17 protein-coding genes and 1 pseudogene are annotated in these 19,125 nt (G+C 62.6%); 14 read left to right on the top strand and 4 right to left on the bottom strand.

Annotated features, from left to right (window positions below; translation table 11 throughout):
- Positions 1 to 17: 17 nt before the first annotated feature.
- Positions 18 to 491 carry a TOBE domain-containing protein gene (locus NKJ94_RS20195; RefSeq protein ID WP_352527275.1) on the bottom strand — a complete coding sequence of 158 codons (474 nt, stop codon included), beginning with the start codon at positions 489 to 491 and terminating at the stop codon, positions 18 to 20.
- Positions 492 to 739: 248 nt separating this feature from the next.
- On the opposite strand from NKJ94_RS20195, the gene NKJ94_RS20200 reads away from it, so the two are divergent.
- Together NKJ94_RS20200 and NKJ94_RS20205 are read left to right on the top strand one after the other, a co-directional pair.
- Positions 740 to 1,330 carry a TetR/AcrR family transcriptional regulator gene (locus NKJ94_RS20200; RefSeq protein WP_352527276.1) on the top strand — a complete coding sequence of 197 codons (591 nt, stop codon included), beginning with the start codon at positions 740 to 742 and terminating at the stop codon, positions 1,328 to 1,330.
- Between the two features lie 109 nt (positions 1,331 to 1,439).
- Positions 1,440 to 1,991, top strand: a complete 552-nt coding sequence (locus tag NKJ94_RS20205) for a flavin reductase family protein (RefSeq protein ID WP_352527277.1) — start codon at positions 1,440 to 1,442, stop codon at positions 1,989 to 1,991.
- Positions 1,992 to 2,063: 72 nt separating this feature from the next.
- Here the strand turns inward: NKJ94_RS20205 and NKJ94_RS20210 are convergent, their stop codons facing one another.
- Positions 2,064 to 2,993, bottom strand: coding sequence for a LysR family transcriptional regulator (locus NKJ94_RS20210; RefSeq protein WP_352527278.1), 930 nt, complete (start codon positions 2,991 to 2,993; stop codon positions 2,064 to 2,066).
- Between the two features lie 116 nt (positions 2,994 to 3,109).
- Between NKJ94_RS20210 and NKJ94_RS20215 the strand changes: the two genes are divergently transcribed.
- The 3 genes from NKJ94_RS20215 (at position 3,110) to NKJ94_RS20225 (ending at position 4,926) form a co-directional block, all read left to right on the top strand.
- On the top strand, positions 3,110 to 3,775 hold the full coding sequence (locus tag NKJ94_RS20215) for a hydrolase (protein ID WP_352527279.1): 666 nt from the start codon (positions 3,110 to 3,112) through the stop codon (positions 3,773 to 3,775).
- A gap of 51 nt (positions 3,776 to 3,826) precedes the next feature.
- Positions 3,827 to 4,258, top strand: coding sequence for an ester cyclase (locus tag NKJ94_RS20220; RefSeq protein ID WP_352527280.1), 432 nt, complete (start codon positions 3,827 to 3,829; stop codon positions 4,256 to 4,258).
- Between the two features lie 68 nt (positions 4,259 to 4,326).
- The gene (locus NKJ94_RS20225; protein ID WP_352527281.1) at positions 4,327 to 4,926 is read left to right on the top strand and encodes an NADPH-dependent F420 reductase; all 600 of its coding nucleotides are present in this window, start codon (positions 4,327 to 4,329) and stop codon (positions 4,924 to 4,926) included.
- A gap of 385 nt (positions 4,927 to 5,311) precedes the next feature.
- Here the strand turns inward: NKJ94_RS20225 and NKJ94_RS20230 are convergent.
- Positions 5,312 to 6,942: pseudogene (locus NKJ94_RS20230) on the bottom strand (ATP-binding cassette domain-containing protein).
- 600 nt (positions 6,943 to 7,542) lie between these two features.
- Between NKJ94_RS20230 and NKJ94_RS20235 the strand changes: the two are divergent.
- The 8 genes from NKJ94_RS20235 to NKJ94_RS20270 all read left to right on the top strand — a co-directional run bounded on the left by NKJ94_RS20235 (position 7,543) and on the right by NKJ94_RS20270 (position 17,060).
- Positions 7,543 to 8,853, top strand: coding sequence for an ABC transporter substrate-binding protein (locus NKJ94_RS20235; protein WP_352527282.1), 1,311 nt, complete (start codon positions 7,543 to 7,545; stop codon positions 8,851 to 8,853).
- A 66-nt stretch (positions 8,854 to 8,919) separates the two neighbouring features.
- The gene (locus NKJ94_RS20240) at positions 8,920 to 9,795 is read left to right on the top strand and encodes an ABC transporter permease (protein WP_352527283.1); all 876 of its coding nucleotides are present in this window, start codon (positions 8,920 to 8,922) and stop codon (positions 9,793 to 9,795) included.
- Positions 9,792 to 10,709: an ABC transporter permease gene (locus NKJ94_RS20245; RefSeq protein ID WP_352527284.1), complete on the top strand. Its 918-nt coding sequence runs from the start codon at positions 9,792 to 9,794 to the stop codon at positions 10,707 to 10,709. Before NKJ94_RS20240 ends, NKJ94_RS20245 begins: the two co-directional genes overlap by 4 nt.
- Complete coding sequence (locus tag NKJ94_RS20250) at positions 10,706 to 11,812, top strand: ABC transporter ATP-binding protein (RefSeq protein WP_352527285.1); 1,107 nt, start codon at positions 10,706 to 10,708, stop codon at positions 11,810 to 11,812. Before NKJ94_RS20245 ends, NKJ94_RS20250 begins: the two co-directional genes overlap by 4 nt.
- 26 nt (positions 11,813 to 11,838) lie before the next feature.
- Positions 11,839 to 12,315, top strand: a complete 477-nt coding sequence (locus tag NKJ94_RS20255) for a (2Fe-2S)-binding protein (protein WP_352527286.1) — start codon at positions 11,839 to 11,841, stop codon at positions 12,313 to 12,315.
- Between the two features lie 13 nt (positions 12,316 to 12,328).
- Positions 12,329 to 14,716 carry a xanthine dehydrogenase family protein molybdopterin-binding subunit gene (locus NKJ94_RS20260; RefSeq protein WP_352527308.1) on the top strand — a complete coding sequence of 796 codons (2,388 nt, stop codon included), beginning with the start codon at positions 12,329 to 12,331 and terminating at the stop codon, positions 14,714 to 14,716.
- Positions 14,717 to 14,726: 10 nt separating this feature from the next.
- Positions 14,727 to 15,554, top strand: a complete 828-nt coding sequence (locus NKJ94_RS20265) for an FAD binding domain-containing protein (RefSeq protein ID WP_352527287.1) — start codon at positions 14,727 to 14,729, stop codon at positions 15,552 to 15,554.
- A 48-nt stretch (positions 15,555 to 15,602) separates the two neighbouring features.
- Positions 15,603 to 17,060, top strand: a complete 1,458-nt coding sequence (locus NKJ94_RS20270; RefSeq protein WP_352527288.1) for an amidase — start codon at positions 15,603 to 15,605, stop codon at positions 17,058 to 17,060.
- On the opposite strand, the gene NKJ94_RS20275 is transcribed toward NKJ94_RS20270, so the two are convergent.
- On the bottom strand, positions 17,053 to 17,976 hold the full coding sequence (locus NKJ94_RS20275) for a LysR substrate-binding domain-containing protein (protein ID WP_352527289.1): 924 nt from the start codon (positions 17,974 to 17,976) through the stop codon (positions 17,053 to 17,055). The genes NKJ94_RS20270 and NKJ94_RS20275 overlap by 8 nt on opposite strands.
- 282 nt (positions 17,977 to 18,258) lie before the next feature.
- On the opposite strand from NKJ94_RS20275, the gene NKJ94_RS20280 reads away from it, so the two are divergent.
- Positions 18,259 to 19,113 (top strand): DeoR/GlpR family DNA-binding transcription regulator, encoded by an 855-nt coding sequence (locus NKJ94_RS20280; protein WP_352527290.1) that lies wholly within the window; start codon positions 18,259 to 18,261, stop codon positions 19,111 to 19,113.
- The last annotated feature ends 12 nt before the right edge of the window (positions 19,114 to 19,125 follow it).

A 19,125-nucleotide genomic window follows, 5' to 3' on the forward strand; every position in this document is an offset into this window, starting at 1 on the left:
TGCTATTTTGACAGATTCTAAGTTAGCCGCCGTCCAGCGGTGTCGAACAGGCAGACGCGATCGGTCTGTAGCTGCAGCCAGATGATCTCGTCGGGCTGCACGCTGATCCGCTCGTGAAACATCGTCACCACGGTCTGTCCGCCGACGGTCGCGGTCACCTGCGTTTCGGGGCCGAGGGGCTCGACCACCACGATGCGGGCCGGGATGCCGGAGCCTGCCGTAGCGATGGTGAAATATTCCGGCCTGATGCCGTAGATCGCTTCCGTACCGGACGGCCTTGAAACGCTGCCGGGCAGCGGCAGCACGATGCCATCATTGGTCTTGAAGACAGGCCGTCCGACGGCGCTGTCGAAGCGGCCTTTCAGCAGGTTCATCGATGGCGAGCCGATGAATTCGGCAACGAACATGCTCTGCGGGTCATCATAGAGATCGAGCGGCCGGCCGACCTGTTCGACATGGCCGCCATTCATCACCACAATCCGGTCGGCCATGGTCATGGCCTCGACCTGGTCATGCGTGACATAGATCGCAGGATCCGCGGAGTACCGTGCTTTGCCCAGGTTGTTCACTTAAAAGCTACGATACGTAGCGTACACTTGTCAACTACGATACGTAGCGTACACTTGTCAAGCCGATTCGCGGATTTTACGCGGGATCAGCGACGCCAAGTCTGCCCGCTTGCATTGGCCAGATGGACTGCAGGAAGGGAACGATGGAAAGGAATGTTCGATTGCGAGCGGTGAAGGTCGCCCACCCGCGCCCACGCGGCGCCGATGCGACGGCAGCGATTCTCCGCGCTGCGCTGGAACTGGGCGAAGAGGTAGGATTCGACGCGCTGACGATTGAAGGCATCGGGGAACGGACTGGCGTGGCGAAGACGACCATCTACCGCCGGTGGCCGAATGTCTCGGCAGTCGTGATGGATGCGTTTCTCGCCGAAGTTACAAAGGCGGCGCCAATCCAGGAAAAGGCCACAGCGCGCGAGAGTTTCGCAGCGTCCATGAAACTGCTCGCACGGGCTTACCGCGGCCAGCAGGGCAGGATCATGCGGCCGCTACTGGGGCGCGCCCAAACCGACGACAGGCTGCTGGAGGCCGTGAAGATGCGTTGGGTCGAGCCGCGGCGACAGATTGCCCGCGAGATCGTTCGGCTTGGCATAGCGAATGGTGAACTGAGACCCGGATTGGATCCAGATGTCGTGCTCGATGCTCTATATGGCCCGATCTATCACCGGCTCCTCGTTCCCTACGTTAACTCCGACATCTCCGACGCTTACATCGAGGCGGTCGTGGAGGCAGTATTTGGTGGTCTGGAGTTGAAACCGCGCTGAGCCGGCGATCCGATGTGGAGCGGCATCGCGCTTTGCCCGTCAGCGGTTGTTGTCGCGTCGTTGCGGCTCAGGATCTTGTGGGCGGCGTCCAATCGCAAGGAGAACTCCAATGAAGGAAATGCCTGCATCCCATGCCTACCGACTGGTCGAACCAGGCCCCATCGTCCTGGTCACGACCGCTCTAAACGGCAAACCGAACGTGATGACGATGGGCTTCCACATGATGGTCCAGCACGCACCGCCGCTGATTGGATGCGTCATCGGACCCTGGGACCACAGCTACCGAGCATTGCGCGAAAGCCGCGAATGCGTGATCGCTATCCCAACCGTCGATCTTGCCCGCACGGTCGTCGATATCGGCAACTGCTCGGGCGATAAGGTCGACAAATTTGAGAAATTCGGGCTATCATCCCGTCCCGCCCGGGACGTGGGGCCGCCACTTATCGGCGAATGTCTCGCCAATATCGAGTGCCGAATTGCTGACGACAGTATGGTCGAGACCTACAACCTCTTCCTTCTGGAGGCGCTCCGGATCTGGATCGATCCCGACCGGAAGGAGCGGCGGACATTGCACCACAGGGGAGACGGGTCGTTCACGGTAGACGGCGAAGTCGTCGATCTGCGCAAGCGGATGGTGAAATGGCGGCATCTTCCAGACTGAGTTTTGGGAGTCTGAGAGCCGAATTCGCATCACGCCACAAGATCAACCAGGCCCGAGCGAAGGTCGATGCAATTAGCCGAGGCTTCCGGCGAAGCGCTCCGCCAGGCGATCACGACGAAAGCCCTCGACGACAAAGTCGACGAAGACGCGGGTCTTGGCGGGGAGCAATGTTCGGGTGGGATAGTAGATCGAGATCGGTCCGCCGTCGGCGTACCATTGTGGCAACAATCGCACGAGCGCGCGCCTTTCGAGATGCGGAAGAGCATGTGGCACGGCGATAAGCGTCACGCCGAGACCGAGCAGTGCCGCCCGGCACATCGCCTCGGGATCGTCGAGTACGATCGTCTCCTTCAGTGTCGCAATAGTTTCCGCGCCGGCGGCGTCGCGCATGGTGCGCTCGCGGATTCGTCCCGTCCGCGTGGAGCGCATGACAATACCGTCGAAGAGGGCCAGCCCCGAAGGATCGCCAGGCCGCTTCCTGCCTTTCAGATAGGCTGGCGAAGCAACAACGATGATATGCAAGGGCGCAAGCGTGCGTGTCACCAAGCCCGGCGCCAAGTCGTTACCGCCACCGATGGCCGCGTCATATCCCTCTGCAATCAGATCGACTTGCCGGCTCTCAAACCTCCAGTCCGGGCGAATGTTGGGATAGCGCGCGAGGAAGCCTGGCAACAGGGGCAGGATGTAATCTGCGCCAAACGTCAACCCCATGCTGACCTTAAGCACACCAGCGGGCTCACCGCGATCGGTGGCAGCGTCCGCGATCGCCGCCTGCAGGCCTTGCATATGATCCTGCATTGCGAGCAGGAAGCGCTCACCGGCCTCGGTCAGAGTCAACTTCCGGGTCGTTCGCTGAAACAGCCGGACACCGAGATTGCGCTCCAATATCGCCACGTTACGGCTGACCGCGGCCGGGGTCAGGGAAAGCCTTCGCGCTGCAACCGAGAAGCTGCTGGCTTCCGCGCTGCGGGCGAAGGATTCGAGGTTGGCCAGTGTCTCCATGGGCTTTTTTCAAGTGATGCTTGTAAGAATTGCAAGTCATTGCGGACTAATTATAGGCCAATAAAAGGGCGATAGCTAGGTGACACACAACGCAGTGCCAACCGGAGACAACGCCCATGCCCACCCAGTCCAACGCTCCCAAGAACGGCCTCAACGCCCTGCTGACCCCGGAAGAGTCGGTGCTGGTGCTGATCGACCACCAGCCGTTCCAATTCGCCAATCTGCACAGCCACGAACCCACGATGATCGTGAACAACGTCATCGCGCTGGCCAAGACGGCCAAAATCTTCGGCGTGCCGACGATCCTGACTACCGTCCTTGAGGACCGCGGCGGCAAGCTCATCAAGGGCCTGCAGGATGTCTTCCCGGATCAGAAGCCGATCGACCGCACCTTCACCAACACCTGGGAAGATGCGCGCGTTGTCGATGCCGTGAAGAAGACGGGCCGCAAGAAGATCATTATGGCGGCGCTTTGGTCGGAGATCTGTCTCGCCATGCCGGCCATCCAGGCTGCGGGCGAAGGCTACGAGGTCTACGCGGTCACCGATGCGTCAGGCGGCGTGAGCGCGGAAGCGCACGACATGGCAGTGCGCCGCATGGTGATGGCAGGCGTCGTTCCAATCACGTGGATGGCGGTGGCCGGTGAATTGCAGCGCGACTGGGCCCGCGAAGAGACGGCGAGGATGGGGGCTGAGATGTTTCTTGAGCATGGCGGTGGCACCGGTATCGCGCTCGCCTGGGAGCTGCAGCTGCTCGGTCAGAAGGCGGGCGGCGGTGCCTGAGCGGCGTCGCACATGACAGAGCGCAGAACCCTCAACCGATCGGAGCATGTCATGACCAGCAGCAACGCAAGCGAAGCCGCAAAAGCGGTCGTTCGCCGCAACACCGAAGAAGTGCAGGGCGGCGGCAATTTCGCGGTGTTCGATGAATTGTTCGCCGAGGACTTCGTCGACCACACACCGCAACCGGGCCGCACGCCCGACAAGGCAGGCGCGAGAGAGCTGTACAAAGTCCTTCGCGCCGCGTTCCCCGACTTCCACGCCGAAATCCACTGGCAGCTTGCCGATGGCGACCGGGTGACGACCTACAAGACCTATCACGGAACGAATCTGGGAGCGTTTTTTGGGGTGACGCCGACGGGCCGAAAAATTCAATTCGAGACCGTCGACGTCATGAGCGTGCGCGATGGGCGGATCGCCGAACATTGGGGCGTCGCCAATCTCTTCTCGCTGATGCAGCAGCTCGGTACCGCACCAGTCAACTGAAATCGAGCGTGAAAGCACGTGCCGGTACGTTCAACCGCGTCCGTCTCCGACTCTGAAAGGAACATCAAATGACCATTGGTATCATTGGCTCGGGCGCGATTGGCACCGCCTTCGCAGGGACGCTGGGCCGGGCGGGTGTCGAGGCCACAATCTCCAACAGCCGCGGCCCGGATTCACTCAAGGATCTGGTCCGCGAGCTTGGGCCATCCATCAAGGCGGGCACCCGCGACGAAGCGGCACGCGCCGATATCGTCTTCGTGGCTGTTAACTGGACGAAGCTCCCGGCGGCGATGGCAGGCCTTCCAGACTGGACAGGGCGCATTGTAATCGATGCAAACAATCCGATCGAGGCACCGCTGTTCAAGCCCGCAGACCTCGGCGGCCGCGTGTCGAGCGAAGCGTTTGCAGATCTCGTGCCCGGAGCCCGCGTCGTGAAGGCCTTCAATCACCTCCGTGCAGAGCTACTGGCCACTGATCCACGTTCGGACGGCGGTCGGCGCGTGCTGTTCTATTCGGGCAACGACATCGCGGCCAAGGCAGAGGTCGCATCCCTGATCGAGCGGATCGGATTCGTGGGGATCGATCTTGGCTCGCTGGCGATCGGCGGCAAGCTCGCTCAGTTTCCTGGCGGCCCCCTTCCGAACCTGAATCTCGTCAAGGTCGGTTGATTGTTTGCCATTGGCACCAGAGCGGGATGCGATTTCTAGCGGGCCGACCGCCATACGGCTCGATTTTATACGTCCCGCTTAGGTCGGTTCCGGATGACAAACGAAGGTCCGCTCCTGAAAAGCGTCGGGATTGTCGGCCTCTGGAGTCTCTACGACTTTTGCACGGCATATAAACCGTCCGGCCGACCTCAGTCGTACTGGGCGACGCGTAACCCCTCGTGATGGATCGTGCGCGTGGGGGCCGCAAAGGGTCGCGCTCCTAACATTCAGTCAGGCCAAAGCTTGCACGTGCATCCCCGCTTTGTAGCAAACGCCAGGCCTGTTGCTCCTTCAGAATGCTGATGATTCGAATGTCAGAAGCTTTCGCCATGCCGCCAGCATGCGATCAGATGACCGTCGCCGACCTGCCTGACCGGCGGTTCTGATTTTCTGCAGTCGGGGAGAGCTCGGGGGCACCGATCGGCGAAAGAACATCCGCTGCTCGGGAAATCGGCTGCCGTAATGTCGAGCTGAGCCGAGATCTTCGGCGCGGTCTCATCCGAGGACGCCGCCAGCAGGAGTTTCGTTTCGTATAGGGATGATTGGGGCCGCGAAAAATCTGGTCGGATGAACCGGTCTCGTCGAGACGGCTGCGATAGAGCACGCTGATCCTGTCAGCCATGTAGCGTACGACCCTGAGGTCCTGGCTGATGAACAGATAGGTCGTGTCCTTGTCCCGCTGCAGGTCGTTGAGAAGGTTGAGAACGGTCGCCTGGATGGAAACGTCGAGCGCCGAGGTGGGCTCGTCCAGCACGACGATTTTCGGCACGCCGGCGAAGGCGCGCGCAATGGCCGCTCGCTGTCGCTGGCCGCCGGACAGCGACCGCGACTTTTGCTCAGCCGTGCTGCTGGCCAGACGAACCGAAGCAAGCAAATCACTGACGTGCTGCTTCACGTCGCGGCGGCGCAGACCGGCAAGCCGCCGCAAAGGGCGGCCCAAAATCCTGCCTATCTTTTGCCGTGGGTTGAGCGTGCGGTCCGGTGATTGGAAGACCATTGCACGTCGCGTCGTTCGCCAAGATTTCTCTTCTCGACGCGCGGTACGACCGTCTTGCCGAACAGCGCGACCGATCCGGTACTTGGGATCTGCAGGCCGGTGACGATCCTCGCCAATGTCGACTTGCCGGAACCGGACTCGCCGATCAGCCCGAATGTTTCGCCCAAGCCGATGCTGACGTCGATCTCGTGCAGCACTGGCTGGCTGCCGAAGGAATGGCTGATGCCTTTGCAGGCGATCGCGATCTGACGTTCTTTTGGCGAGCCGGCATTTTCATCCGAGATTGTCGCCGTCGGATCGGGTCCATCCGTCTCAGCCAGCCTTCCGTCCCGCTTGGTGTAGTTAAGTGCCGGGATCGAGGCGATGAGCGCCTTTCTGTAAGCATGGCTTGGGTTGTCGAAGACATCGCCGGCGGCGCCGCTTTCGACCACGGTTCCCGACTGCATCACCGCCACCCGGTCGCAGGATCGGCGGATCATGTTGATGTCGTGGCTGATCAGAAGAACGCTGGTTTTGTGGTCCCTGCGAAGATCCTGCAGGATGGCGATGATCTCGGACTGGACGCTGGCATCCAACGCCGTCGTCGGCTCGTCCAGCACCAGCAGCGGCGGGTCGAGCGCAATGGCGATGGCGATGTTGGCCTGCTGCCGCATGCCGCCGGACAGTTCGTGCGGATAGAGGCCCAGCACCCGCTCCGGATGGCTGACGCGGACACGCCTGAGCAGTTCGGCGGCGCGCTCGCGCGCCTCGTCGTGGCGAACCGGACGATGCCGCATGATCGTAGACCGCGGCTGCGGCCCGCTCATCGGCTGGCCGGGTAGTATCAGCGTCTCCTGGAAGCTCCGATCTTCATCTGCCCGACGGCGTTTCCGATCGTGAAATCTGTTCAGTCCAGCTGGGAAAAATCGACCAGTGCTGTCGATAGTCCTCGAAATCTGGGCAAGATGTCGGAGGCGGTCAGTGCCAGGATCGAGGAGCAAATGCAGGCCGGCAGTTTCCCGGTTCGCCTGAAGGGCGACGACTGGGACAGCGGCGACATCGTTCTAGCCGCTCGATGTGGTTGCCGCAAGCGTGCCAATGGGATGGTTCGAGCGCCCGATCGAGAATGCTGCAGAGGCAATCTGAAGATGCGACGTCCAGCCGAACTGGAGCCATGCTATAAAAATTGCCAGGGCAAAGTCGCACAATCTGGAACTGCCAGAAGGACGTGCCCCTCAAGACCCTTTCGAACCTGAAACGTTTACAAGGTGTGTTCTTAGATTCAGCACGGTGGCCTCGGCCATAGCGCATCGAAGTTACTTTTCATTCGGCTACTGCGCGTCTTCGCGCAACAGAATCGCCAATTTGCTGAATCTTCTGGCAAAAAAACCCAGGGAACTGAGGTTTCTGCATATGTTTTGGCAGGTTTGTGCTTGCCCGTGCTCATATCGTCGGCAGATTTGCCTGGCTTATGATTGGAATTTTTACTTCTAATTTGGCGGCCCGCACAAAAAATATATCCTGCCCCCAGCAGGCAGCCAGACATCGAAAGAATGTGGATTGCCGACGACAGGTTCGGCATGCAGGGGAAGGGTTTGACCATGAAACAGGTGAAAGAGTCGACGAACTCACTGACCAGAAGAAAGTTTCTCAAAGGCAGCGCGGCGGCTGCAGGCGCGGCCGTCGGATCGGGTGCGATCGGCGGCTTTCCGACGATCTGGGCCCAGGAGATCAAGGACATTGAACTGCGCCATCTCGGTGTTTCCTACTCGGTGGTGAAGGCCATCGGCGACCAGGCTGCCAAGGATCTCGGCTTCAAGGTGACGATGCAGAATCTCGACACCTCGGCCGCCATCAACCGCTTCATCACCCAGCCGAATTCGGTCGATATCGCCGATCTGGAGGGTTGGCAGGCCAAGCTCGCCGCCAAGCGCGGCGTTATCCAGGGCATCGAAATCAAGAAGATCAAGGAGTTCGACAACATCCTGCCGATCTTCACCAAGGGCGAGATCGACGGCGCCGTCGTGTCGCGGCAGGGCATTTCGCCCTACGAGGCGATGTACATAGAGACGCCGGACGCGACCGAGCTGCATGACGGTGTCACCGACTGGGCGACGTTCCTGCCGCAGGTCTACAATGCGGATTCGATCGGCTACCGACCCGACCTGGTCGGCCATCCGGTCACCGAATGGAAGGAACTGATCGATCCGAAATTCAAGGGCAAGGCGGCGATCCTCGACGTGCCGGCCATCGGCATCATGGACGCCGCGCTGTGTTTCGAGAGCGCCGACCTGATCAAATACGCCAACAAGGGCAACATGACCAAGGCCGAGATCGACTTCACCATCGACAAGCTGATCGAGCTGAAGAAGTCGGGCCACTTCCGCGCCACCTGGACCACATTCGACCAGTCGGTGCAGCTGATGGCGGCCGGCGAGGTCATCATCCAGTCGATGTGGTCGCCAGCCGTCGCCGCGGTGCGCGTCAAGGAGATCCCTTGCGTCTACGCGCCGGTCAACAAGAAGGGCGACAAGGAAGGCTATCGCGGCTGGTGCAACGGCATGGGCCTGATGAAGCACCTCACCGGCAAGAAGCTCGACGCCGCCTACGAATACATCAACTGGTACTATACCGGCTGGCAGGGCGCCTTCGTCGCCCGCTACGGCTACTACAGCCCGGTGCCGACCAAGGCCAAGCCGTTCCTCACCGCCGCCGAGTGGGACTACTGGTACGACGGCAAGCCTGCTCCCGACGAGATCAAGGATCCTTATGGCATCCCGATGGAGAAGGCAGGCACGGTGCGCGATGGCGGCTCCTTCCTCGAGCGGGTCAAGAACATCTCGTGCTGGAACACGCTCATGGACGAGGCGGCCTACATGAACAAGCGCTGGAACGACTTCAAGGTCGCTTGAGATGGACCGGATCGGGCGCGCCGTGCCCGATCCACACCTTCATCCGAAAATCTTCGGAGAGCCGCGATGGCGCAAAGCGCTGCGTTCAAGCGAAATCTGGCCGGATGGGCCTATGTGGCGCCGCTCGTCGTCGTGCTGATCCCGTTCTTCGTGCTGCCGCTGATCGCCGTGGTGGCGGCGAGCTTCTTCGAGACCGACGGCTTTGGCGGATTGTTCCCGGCCTTCAACCTCGACAATTATACCGAGATCCTGACTTCGGGACTGACGTTCAATCTCTATTACGAGACGATCAAGTTCACCGTGCTGACCTGGTTTTTCAGCCTGCTGATCGGCTTTTTCGTTGCCTATTTCCTCGTCTTCCATGTCAGGAACCCGTTGCTTGCGCTTGGGCTGTTCCTGCTCTGCACCGTGCCGTTCTGGACCTCGAACATCATCCGGATGATTTCCTGGATCCCCTTGCTCGGCAAGGAAGGGCTGGTCAACGCGGCCTTGATCAGGCTCGGTCTGATCGACCAGCCGCTCGAATTCCTGCTGTTTTCGAGCTTCGCGGTGGTGGTCGCCTATGTCCACCAGCTTACCATCTTCATGATCGTGCCGATCTTCAACGCCATGGGCCGCATCGACAAACGTGTCGTCGAGGCCGCGGTCGACGCCGGCGCCAGCCGTTTCGACATCATGCGCCTGATCATCGTGCCGCTGTCGAAAAGCGGCATCGCGCTCGGCTCGATCTTCGTCATCTCGATCGTCATGGGCGACTTCTTCGTGGTCAAGGTGATGTCGGGCGGTGGTTCGGCCTCCGTCGTCGGCGCCTTCTACGAGGACATCTCGGTGCTGCAATATCCGACCGCCGCGGCGAGTGCTGTTCTGCTGACGATAATCCTCGTCATCACGGTCGGCCTGATCCTGCGCTTCGTCGACATCCGCAAGGAGATTACGCGATGAGCCTGGCCCGTATCTCGGACGTTACCTCAGCCAGCGCACCGGCGCGCAGGAGCCGGGCGATCGCGCCGGCCGGCGGCCGCCGGCCGTGGACCTTCTACGTGCTTGCCACCTTGTTCACGCTCTATCTGCTGGCGCTCTACGGGCCGATGGCCTGCATCTACATCCTGTCCTTCCAGGATCTGCGCGGCGGGCTGGTGTTCCCGATGAAGGGCCTGTCCCTGCACTGGTTCGTCGACCTGTTCACGCAGGTCCGCACCGGTGACGTCAAAGGCTCCTTCGAGCGCTCGTTCGAGCTTGCGATCGTGGTCACGGTGCTGACCGTGCTCGTGTCGTTCCTGGCCGGGCTTGGCTTTCGCAAGCGCTTCGCCGGCGACACGGTCGTCTTCTATCTGATGATCGGCAGTCTGGTCGCTCCTGGCCTGGTGCTCGGCATTGGTGTCGGGCTCATCTTCAACGCGGTCGGCATCGACGCAAGCCTGTTCACCTCCGCACTAGGCGCGCAGCTTTCATGGACGCTGCCCTTCGGCGTGCTGGTCATGTTCGCCGTCATGTCGCGCTTCGACCACGCATGGGAAGAAGCGGCGCGCGACCTCGGCGCCTCGCCCTGGCAGACGATCCGGCTCGTCGTCATCCCGGTGCTGGCGCCCGGCATCGTCGCTGTCGCGCTGTTCGGCTTCACGCTCTCCTATGACGAATTTGCCCGGACGCTGCAGACGGCCGGCTCGCTCAACACGCTGCCTCTGGAGATCTGGAGCATGACGCTGAACATCACCTCACCGGCGCTCTATGCGCTTGGCACCGTAACCACGATCGTCTCGTTTGTTGTCATCGGGGCAAGCCTCGGCACCATCGCCTTCATGCAGAAACGGCGTGAGGCGCGCGCGCCTGCCGGCCAGCAGGGAGGTGCTGCATGAGCTTCGGCAAGGGCAATATCGAGCTTGCCGGCGTCGCCAAAAGCTATGATGGCTTCGCCTATGCGGTCGACGGCGTCAATCTGAAGATACCGGACGGCGCCTATTGCTGCATCCTCGGCCCGTCAGGCTGCGGCAAGACCACGATCCTGCGCATGATTGCCGGCCATGAGGATCCGACCGTCGGCGAGATCATGATCGGCGGCGAGAACGTCGTCGGCCTGCCGCCGGTCGAGCGCCGCACGGCTATGATGTTCCAGTCCTACGCGCTGTTTCCGCATCTCACGGTGCGCGACAACATCGCCTTCGCGCTCCGGGTTCGCGGGTTGTCGAAGGCCGAGCGCTACACCAAGACCGACGCCATGATCGAGAAGGTGCGGATGACCGAGTTTTCCGATCGTCTCCCGGCGCAGCTTTCCGGCGGCCAGCAGCAGCGCGTGGCGCTTGCGCGCGCGGCGATCACCGAACCGCGGGTGCTGCTGCTCGACGAGCCGCTGTCGGCGCTCGACGAACATCTGCGCATCAGGATGCGCGCAGAACTGCGGCGCATGCAGCGCGAACTCGGCATCACTTTCGTCCATGTCACGCACACCCAGCTCGAGGCCATCGCCCTCGCCGAAATGGTCGTCGTCATGGAAAACGGCAAGATCAAGCAGTCCGGTCCGGCGCGCGAAATCTATGCCGCGCCCAAGGATCGCTACGTTGCGGAGTTTCTCGGCGGGCAGAATGTGCTCAGCGGCAAGGTCGGCAAGATCAACGGCACGCGGGCGATGATCGCCAGCCCCGAGATCGCCGGCATTCAGATTCCGATGCACGCCGGTGCCCGGCTGGAGGCCGGCCAGGCGATCGACATCGCGGTGCGGCGCGACGATGTCGAGCTCTTCCGCAAGGGCACGGCACTGTCCGAGCAGGACATGGCGTCGGTGCCGGCGACAATCCTCGGCATCGAGTATCAGGGCAATTTCGTCAAGGTGATGCTGGACGCAGCCGGCGAGGAGGAATTCGTCGCCTATGTGCCGGAGCGCCGTTTTTTCGAGAATCTGTTCGAAGTCGGCGACAGCGTCCTTGCGGCATGGCTGATCGACCGCGCACATTTGCTTGCCTAGACCTCCGTAAGGATTTGGAGCCCGTCATGGAAATCAGTCTCACGCTCAATGCACGCCCGGTCAGCGTCTCGGTCGAACCGGCGATGCTGCTGGTGGAGCTGCTGCGTGAGCAGCTCTCGCTCACCGGAACGCATGTCGGCTGCGACACCAGCCAATGCGGTGCTTGCCTGGTGCATTTCAACGGCGAGTCCGTGAAGAGCTGCACCATGCTGGCGGTCTCGGCCGATGGCGGCTCGGTGATGACGGTCGAAGGCCTGTCGGCCGCCGGGCAGGCGAAGTTGCATCCGATGCAACAGGCCTTCCATGAAAACCATGGACTGCAGTGCGGCTTCTGCACGCCAGGCATGCTGATGAGCGCGGTCGACCTCGTCGGGCGCAATCCCGATCCGAGCGAGGTCGAGGTGCGCGATTGGCTGGAGGGCAATCTCTGCCGCTGCACCGGCTACCACAACATCGTCAAATCGGTGATCGCCGGCGCTGCCGCCATGCGCGATGCGAAGTGAGGGACTCATGAACATGTCAAAAGTGGTCGGCATCGGCGCGTCGCCAAAACGCAAGGAGGATCTGCGCTTCGTCACCGGGCGTGGCAACTACGTCGCCGACATCAAGCGGCCCGGCATGCTGTTCGGCGCGTTCCTGCGCTCGCCGCACGCGCATGCCCGGCTTGGGGCGATCGACGTGACGGCGGCCGGTGCGATGCCGGGCGTGGTGGCGGTCTATACCGGCGAAGACCTGAAAGCCGACAATGTCGGCGGCCTGCCGGTCGGCTGGGGCATCCATGGCAAGGACGGCAACCCGATGAAAGAGCCGCCGCACCCGCCGATCGCGCATGGCAAGGTGCGCCATGTCGGCGACGCCGTCGCCTTCGTGGTGGCGGAAACGGTCGAGCAGGCGCGGAGCGCGGTGGAGGCGATCGACGTCCAGTACGAGATCCTGCCCGCCGTGGTCAGCGTCGTCGAAGCCTTGCAGGCGGGGGCGCCCGCCGTCTATGACGACATTCCGGACAATCTTTGCTGCGACTGGGAACTGGGCGACGCCGCCGCCGTCGAGGCGGCTTTCATTGACGCCGCGCATGTCGCCAGCATCGAGCTGGTCAACAACCGCCTTATCGGCAATCCGATGGAGCCACGCGCGGCGATCGGCGAGTACGATTTCGCCACCGGCCAGCACACGCTGTGGACCACCAGCCAGTTTCCGCATGTGGTGCGCTTCTTGATGGGCGAGTTCGTGCTTCATATCCCCCAGCACAAATTACGCGTCGTGGCGCCCGACGTCGGCGGTGGTTTCGGCGTCAAGCAGTTCCACTATGCCGAGGAAGCCGTCGTCACCTGGGCCGCCGCCAAGCTCGGGCTGCCGGTCAAGTGGGTATGCGAGCGGTCGGAAGGTTTTGTCTCCGATGCCCATGGCCGCGACCATTTTACCGAGGCCGACCTGGCCCTCGACGAGAGCGGCAAATTTCTGGGTTTGAGGGTGCGCACGCTCGCCAATATGGGGGGCTACCTCTCGACCTTCGGGCCCAATATCCCGACCAATCTTTATGCCCCGCTGCTGTCGGGGGTCTATCGCATGCCGGCGATCCACTGCTCGGTCAAGGTGGTGTTCACCAACACCGTTCCCGTCGATGCCTATCGCGGCGCCGGGCGGCCTGAAGCGACCTTCGTGCTGGAACGTCTGGTCGATGTAGCGGCGATCGAGATGGGCATCGACAAGCGCGCGATCCGACGTCGCAACATGATCCCGACAGAGGCCTATCCCTATCAGACGCCGGTCATCGTCGAGTATGACAGCGGCGATCCGATGGGTTGCCTCGACCGGGCCGAGAAGCTCGCCGATGTGGAAGGCTTCGAGCAGCGGCGGCTGGAATCGGCGCACCGCGGCAAATATCGCGGCCTCGGACTCTCCACCTACGTCGAAGCCTGTGGGCTTGCGCCATCGCGGCTCGCCGGCAGTCTCGGGGCGCGCGGTGGTCTCTACGAAAGTGCCACGGTGCGAGTGCATCCAACCGGCGCCGTCACCGTGCTGATCGGCACCCACAATCACGGCCAGGGCCACGAGACGACCTTCGCGCAGATCGTCTCGGATCGTCTTGGCGTGCCGTTCGAGGATATCGACATCGTCTGCGGCGACACCGCCAAGGTGCAGTTCGGCATGGGCACCTACGGCTCGCGCTCGCTCGTCGTCGGTGGCGCAGCGCTTTCGAAGGCGGCCGACAAGGTGATCCTGAAGGGGAGGAAGATCGCGGCACACCAGCTCGAGGCCGACCTAGGGGATATCGTCTTCGACGCCGGGGAGTTCTCCGTCGCCGGCACGGATCGCAAGAAGAAGTTCACCGAGATCGCCGGTGCGGCCTATGTGCCGTTCGACTATCCGCTGGAAACGCTCGAGCCCGGGCTTGAGGAGCAATCCTACTACGACCCGGTCAACTTCACCTATCCCGGCGGGGCGCATTTCGCCGAAGTCGAGATCGACCCTGACACCGGCACGGTGACGCTCGAGCGCTATACCGCCGTCGACGATGTCGGCACGATCATCAATCCGATGATCGTCGAGGGTCAGTTGCAAGGCGGCATCGCCCAGGGCGTCGGCCAGGCGCTGTTCGAGCACGGCGTCTACGACGAGAGCTCCGGACAGCTGCTCTCCGGGTCCTTCATGGACTATTGCATGCCGCGCGCCGACAATTTCCCGGCGATCGTCGTTGCGCCGCACTCCACCACCTGCACACATACGCCGATGGGCGTGAAGGGCTGCGGCGAGTGCGGCACCATCGGCTCACCAGCTGCCGTCATCAACGCCGTGGTCGACGCCCTGCAGCCGCTGGGCATCACCCATGTCGATATGCCGGCCACGCCGAACCGGATCTGGAACATCATCCGCAATTCGCGCGCCGCGCTCGCGGCCGAATGAGGAGGCTTCGATGAAATCCTTCGCCTATCTGAAGCCCGCGACGACCGTGGCGGCGGCCGCTCTGCTGGCCAAGCACGACGATGCCAAAATCCTGGCCGGCGGCATGACCTTGCTGCCTGCCATGAAGCAAAGCCTGGCCGCGCCGGCCGCGATCATCGATCTCTCGGCGGTGGCAGCACTTCGCGAGATCGAATTGGAGGAGGGCGCGTTGGTGGTCGGCGCCATGGCGCGCCACTACGACGTGGCGTCCTCCGCGCTGGTGCGGGCGCATATCCCCGCACTGGCCGCGCTCGCCGGGCAGATCGGCGACCCGCAAGTGCGCCATCGCGGCACGATCGGCGGTTCCGTCGCCAACAACGATCCAGCCGCCGATTATCCGGCGGCGATCCTGGCGCTTGATGCCACCGTGATCACGACCAGGCGGACGGTCGCCGCCGCCGCATTCTTCGTCGACATGTTCGAGACGGCGCTCGAACCCGGGGAAATCGTTACCGGTTTCCGCATCCCGGTTGCCGAAATGGCGGCCTACGCGAAATTCCGCAGCCCGGCGTCGCGCTATGCGCTTGTGGGCGTGTTCGTCGCACGGACGGCCGGAAAGGTGCGTGTCGCCGTCACCGGTGCGGCCTCGTCGGTTTTCAGGGCGCTCGACGTCGAGGCGGCGCTGCAGGAGCGGTTCGATCCGGATGCGCTCAACCGCGTCTCGATGGATCCATCGGGATTGAATTCCGATATCCACGCGGATCGCGACTATCGCGCCAATCTGGTGATGGTCATGGCACGGCGAGCGGTAGCGGCTGCGCTTCAAAACGCCGGCCAGGGTGCAACAAAAGGACAATAGCGGCCGGCCGGCGCGGTTCGGCCGCGCGAGTCCGGCCCGGGAGGGCTTATGACCGTCAATCCAGCCAATTTCGGCGCGGCCAGCGCGCCGGGCGACCTTGCGCGTCTTTCCGCCGCCGACATGGTCGCCGGCTACAGAGCAGGCCGTTTCGACGCTGTCGACGTGATCGACGATACGGTGTCGGCGCTCCGCCGCGCGGACGCTGTCTGCGACATCGTGGTGACCGACCTTTATGACGAGGCTGTTTCCGCCGCCAAGGTGATCGCACAGCGCTACCGAAAGGGCATTGAGAACCGTGCGCTGGCGGGCGTTCCTATCACCGTCAAGGATCTCGTCTTCGTCGCCGGTAAACCGGCGAAAGCGGGCGCACCTTCGCTCGCCGGTTTCGTGCCTGAGGTCGATGCGCATGTCGTGCGCCGCCTGCGTGACGCCGGCGCCATCGTAACCTGCAAAACGACCACCTGTGAATCCGGCTACAAGCTCACCGCCGACAGTCCCGTCAGCGGCGTCACCCGCAATCCCTGGTCACCGGACCGCACCAGTGGCGGCTCCAGCGGCGGTGCCGCCGCCGGTGTCGCCGCCGGCTGCGGCCCGCTGGCGATTGGCACCGACGGCGTCGGTTCAATCCGCGTCCCGGCTTCGTTCTGCGGGGTCTTTGGTCTCAAGCCGACTTTTGGCCTCGTTTCGCGCGCGCCCGGCTTCTTCCCGCCGTCATGGGCATCGCTTGCGCATACCGGCCCGATCGCGCGGACGGTCGCGGACGCGGCCCGGCTGCTGGAGACAATTGCGGGCTACGACGTGCGCGACGCCGCCTCGCTCGCCTTGAAGCCACAGGAGTATTCAAGGACCCCGGCGTCAGCCAGGGGCCTGCGTGTCGCTCTCTCTGTCGATTTCGGCTACGCGCCGGTCGACCGCCAAGTCCGGGCGGCGTTTATCGCTGCCGTGGATATCCTGGCGTCCGCCGGGGCCGAACTCGTCGAGGTGCCTTTCGCCCTCGACCCGCATATGCTGGACAAGGTGCTCAAGCCGATCGCCTTCACGGAGCAAGCGGCATCGGTCGGCGATCGCGCTGAGGATGCGTTTATCGATTCGGACGACGAGTTTCGCGCGGTTCTTCGAAAGGGCCTCAGCTACAGCGGTGCGGACTATATGGCGGCGACGCATCTGCGCACACGGCTGAGGAGCCAGTTCGTCGAACTGTTTCGCACCGTCGACCTATTGCTGACGCCGACAGTCGCGGTGACAGCCTTCGCGGCCGGCACTCTCGGCGCTTCCCGTGTCGATGGGCAACCGGTCGACGCGCATCTGGGCTGGTCGCCCTTCACCTGGCCGGTCAATCTGTGCGGCCTGCCAGCCGCGACGATCCCTTGCGGGCGCGATGCCTCGGGTCTGCCGATCGGCCTGCAGATGATCGCGCCATGGATGCGGGAGACCTCCATCATTGCTCTCGCCGGGGCCTTCGAGCAGGCGCAGCCCTGGGCGCAGGAATGGCCACCGCTCAACTGATTGGTTCTTCGCTGTCGGCTTCGCGCAAGTCCGGCATCAGCACACCACCGATCTCGCGGCTGATATTGAGATAATGCGAAAGATAGTCGTACAGTGCCTTGGCGGCCGGTGTGGTCGCACCTTGCGCCTTGTAGAGCAGCAGGTCGACTTTTGGCAGTGTCGGAAATTCAACTCTGGCGACGATCTCGCGCATGCCCGAAACGAGCGCGCTGCGGCCGAGAACGGTGACGGCCATACCCGAAAACACCGCGGCTTGGAGGCCGCTGACGCTTTCGCTGACACAGGCGATGCGCCAGGGGCGGCCCGCCATTTCGAGGTGCTCGATGGCGTGGTCGCGATAGATGTTGCCAGGCGGCAGCAGTGCCAGCGGCAAGGGTGTCTCGATATGCGCCGTTGAGTGTTCCCCGGTGATCCAGACGAGCTGTTCCTGACGCACGACCCGCCCGCCGATGAAGTCGTTCATCCGCGTGACCAGCGCGATGTCGATTTCGCCGCGATGGACCTGCGCGACCAGCGGCGTCGACAGCGAGCATTGAAGCTGGACCTGGACGCGCGGGAAGGCGCGCTGGAATACGGCCAGGATCGACGGCAGCAGATAGGCAGCATAGAGGTCGGGGGTGCCGAGGATCACCTGGCCTTCGATATCGGGCGATGAGAGCCGCGACAGCAGCTCGTCGTGCAGGCGAAGAATCGAATTTGCATAAGAAAGCACCAGCCTGCCATCGGAAGTGAGCACCATCTTGCGTCCGTCATGACGGAACAGGTTGCAGCCGCAAATGTCGTCGAGCCGCTGAAGTTGCAGGGTAATGGCCGGCTGTGAGCGGCTGAGGCGCCGCGCCGTCTCCGTAATGCTGCCGGTTTCCGCGACACATTGCAGAGACCGGAGCATTCGTATGTCGACGCTGATGAGGTTCATAAACGTGCCCGAGCCAGATCCGATATGGCCGGTCTATTTTCATGCAAGATTCATTCCAAATCTGGTGCCCATGCTTATGGCTTCCACCACTCGGCGGATGGCTGCCTGTCACAATGCAACCAATTTTGCAGAGGCAGACGAGATGATGCCTTCACAGCCAGTATGAGGGCAGTACCACATTTTCTGTGGACAATCCACAGAAGCCATGCGTAAGATTTCCCAGTTCGGAACGGCAGGGTGAGCGGTTAGTTCGCTCCAAGCAGAATGGAGACCGGTCGGTCGATGAGCAGTGGAGCGCATTTGCCAACGAAGGATGGGAGCCTGCAGCGGTCTGCCTCACCGATGCAGGAGAAGGACCGGCTTTCCAAAGCGGTTCGCCAACAGCGCATCATGGCGCAACTGGCTGCGGCACCCACATTGCGGGCCACCGAACTGGCGGTGGCTTTGAGCGTCTCCGGGGAGACCATCCGCAGGGATCTGCTGGAACTGCATGAACAGGGGCTAATCAACCGCACCTATGGCGGCGCTTCTCGCCCATTTGCGTTTGAGGCGGCGCGCAGTGACCGTCGCCGGATAATGGTCGCGGAACGGGAAGCCATTGCTTCCGCGGTTTCGGCAAGGATACTTCCGAAGGAAGTACTGATGCTGGGCGGCGGGGCCACCACCTATCACGTCGCCCGGTTCCTGGCGGCCCGCAACCGGGACATCACGGTCATCACCCACGACTTCGCCAGTGCCAGCGCGCTTGGTACCAACCCAACCATCCGCGTGTTGTTCTGCGCCGGCAGGCTTCATCCCGGCGAGGGATATCTGCTCGGTGCGCAGACCATCGCCAGCATCAACGGCTACGAGGCCAACCGGGCAATCGTGGGCGCGACCGGCATCAGCGCGCGAGGCATATACGACGCCGACGAAGAGGCCGGTGCCGTCTACAACGCCATGATCGAGCGCGCTGCCGAGGCGATCGTGGTCGCCGACCACAGCAAGTTCGATCAACTCGCCGTCTCAGTCTGTGCACGATGGAATGAGGTGGACCGCCTCGTCACCGACAAACAGCCTTCAGGAACGCTGGCCGCGGCACTGCGCAAGGCGGGGACCGACGTCATCGTTGCGGGAGTGTCAGAAATGAGCGAATAAAAACAAATAGTT

It is taken from the genome of Mesorhizobium sp. M0060 (assembly GCF_040323155.1).
Classification (GTDB): Bacteria; Pseudomonadota; Alphaproteobacteria; order Rhizobiales; family Rhizobiaceae; genus Mesorhizobium.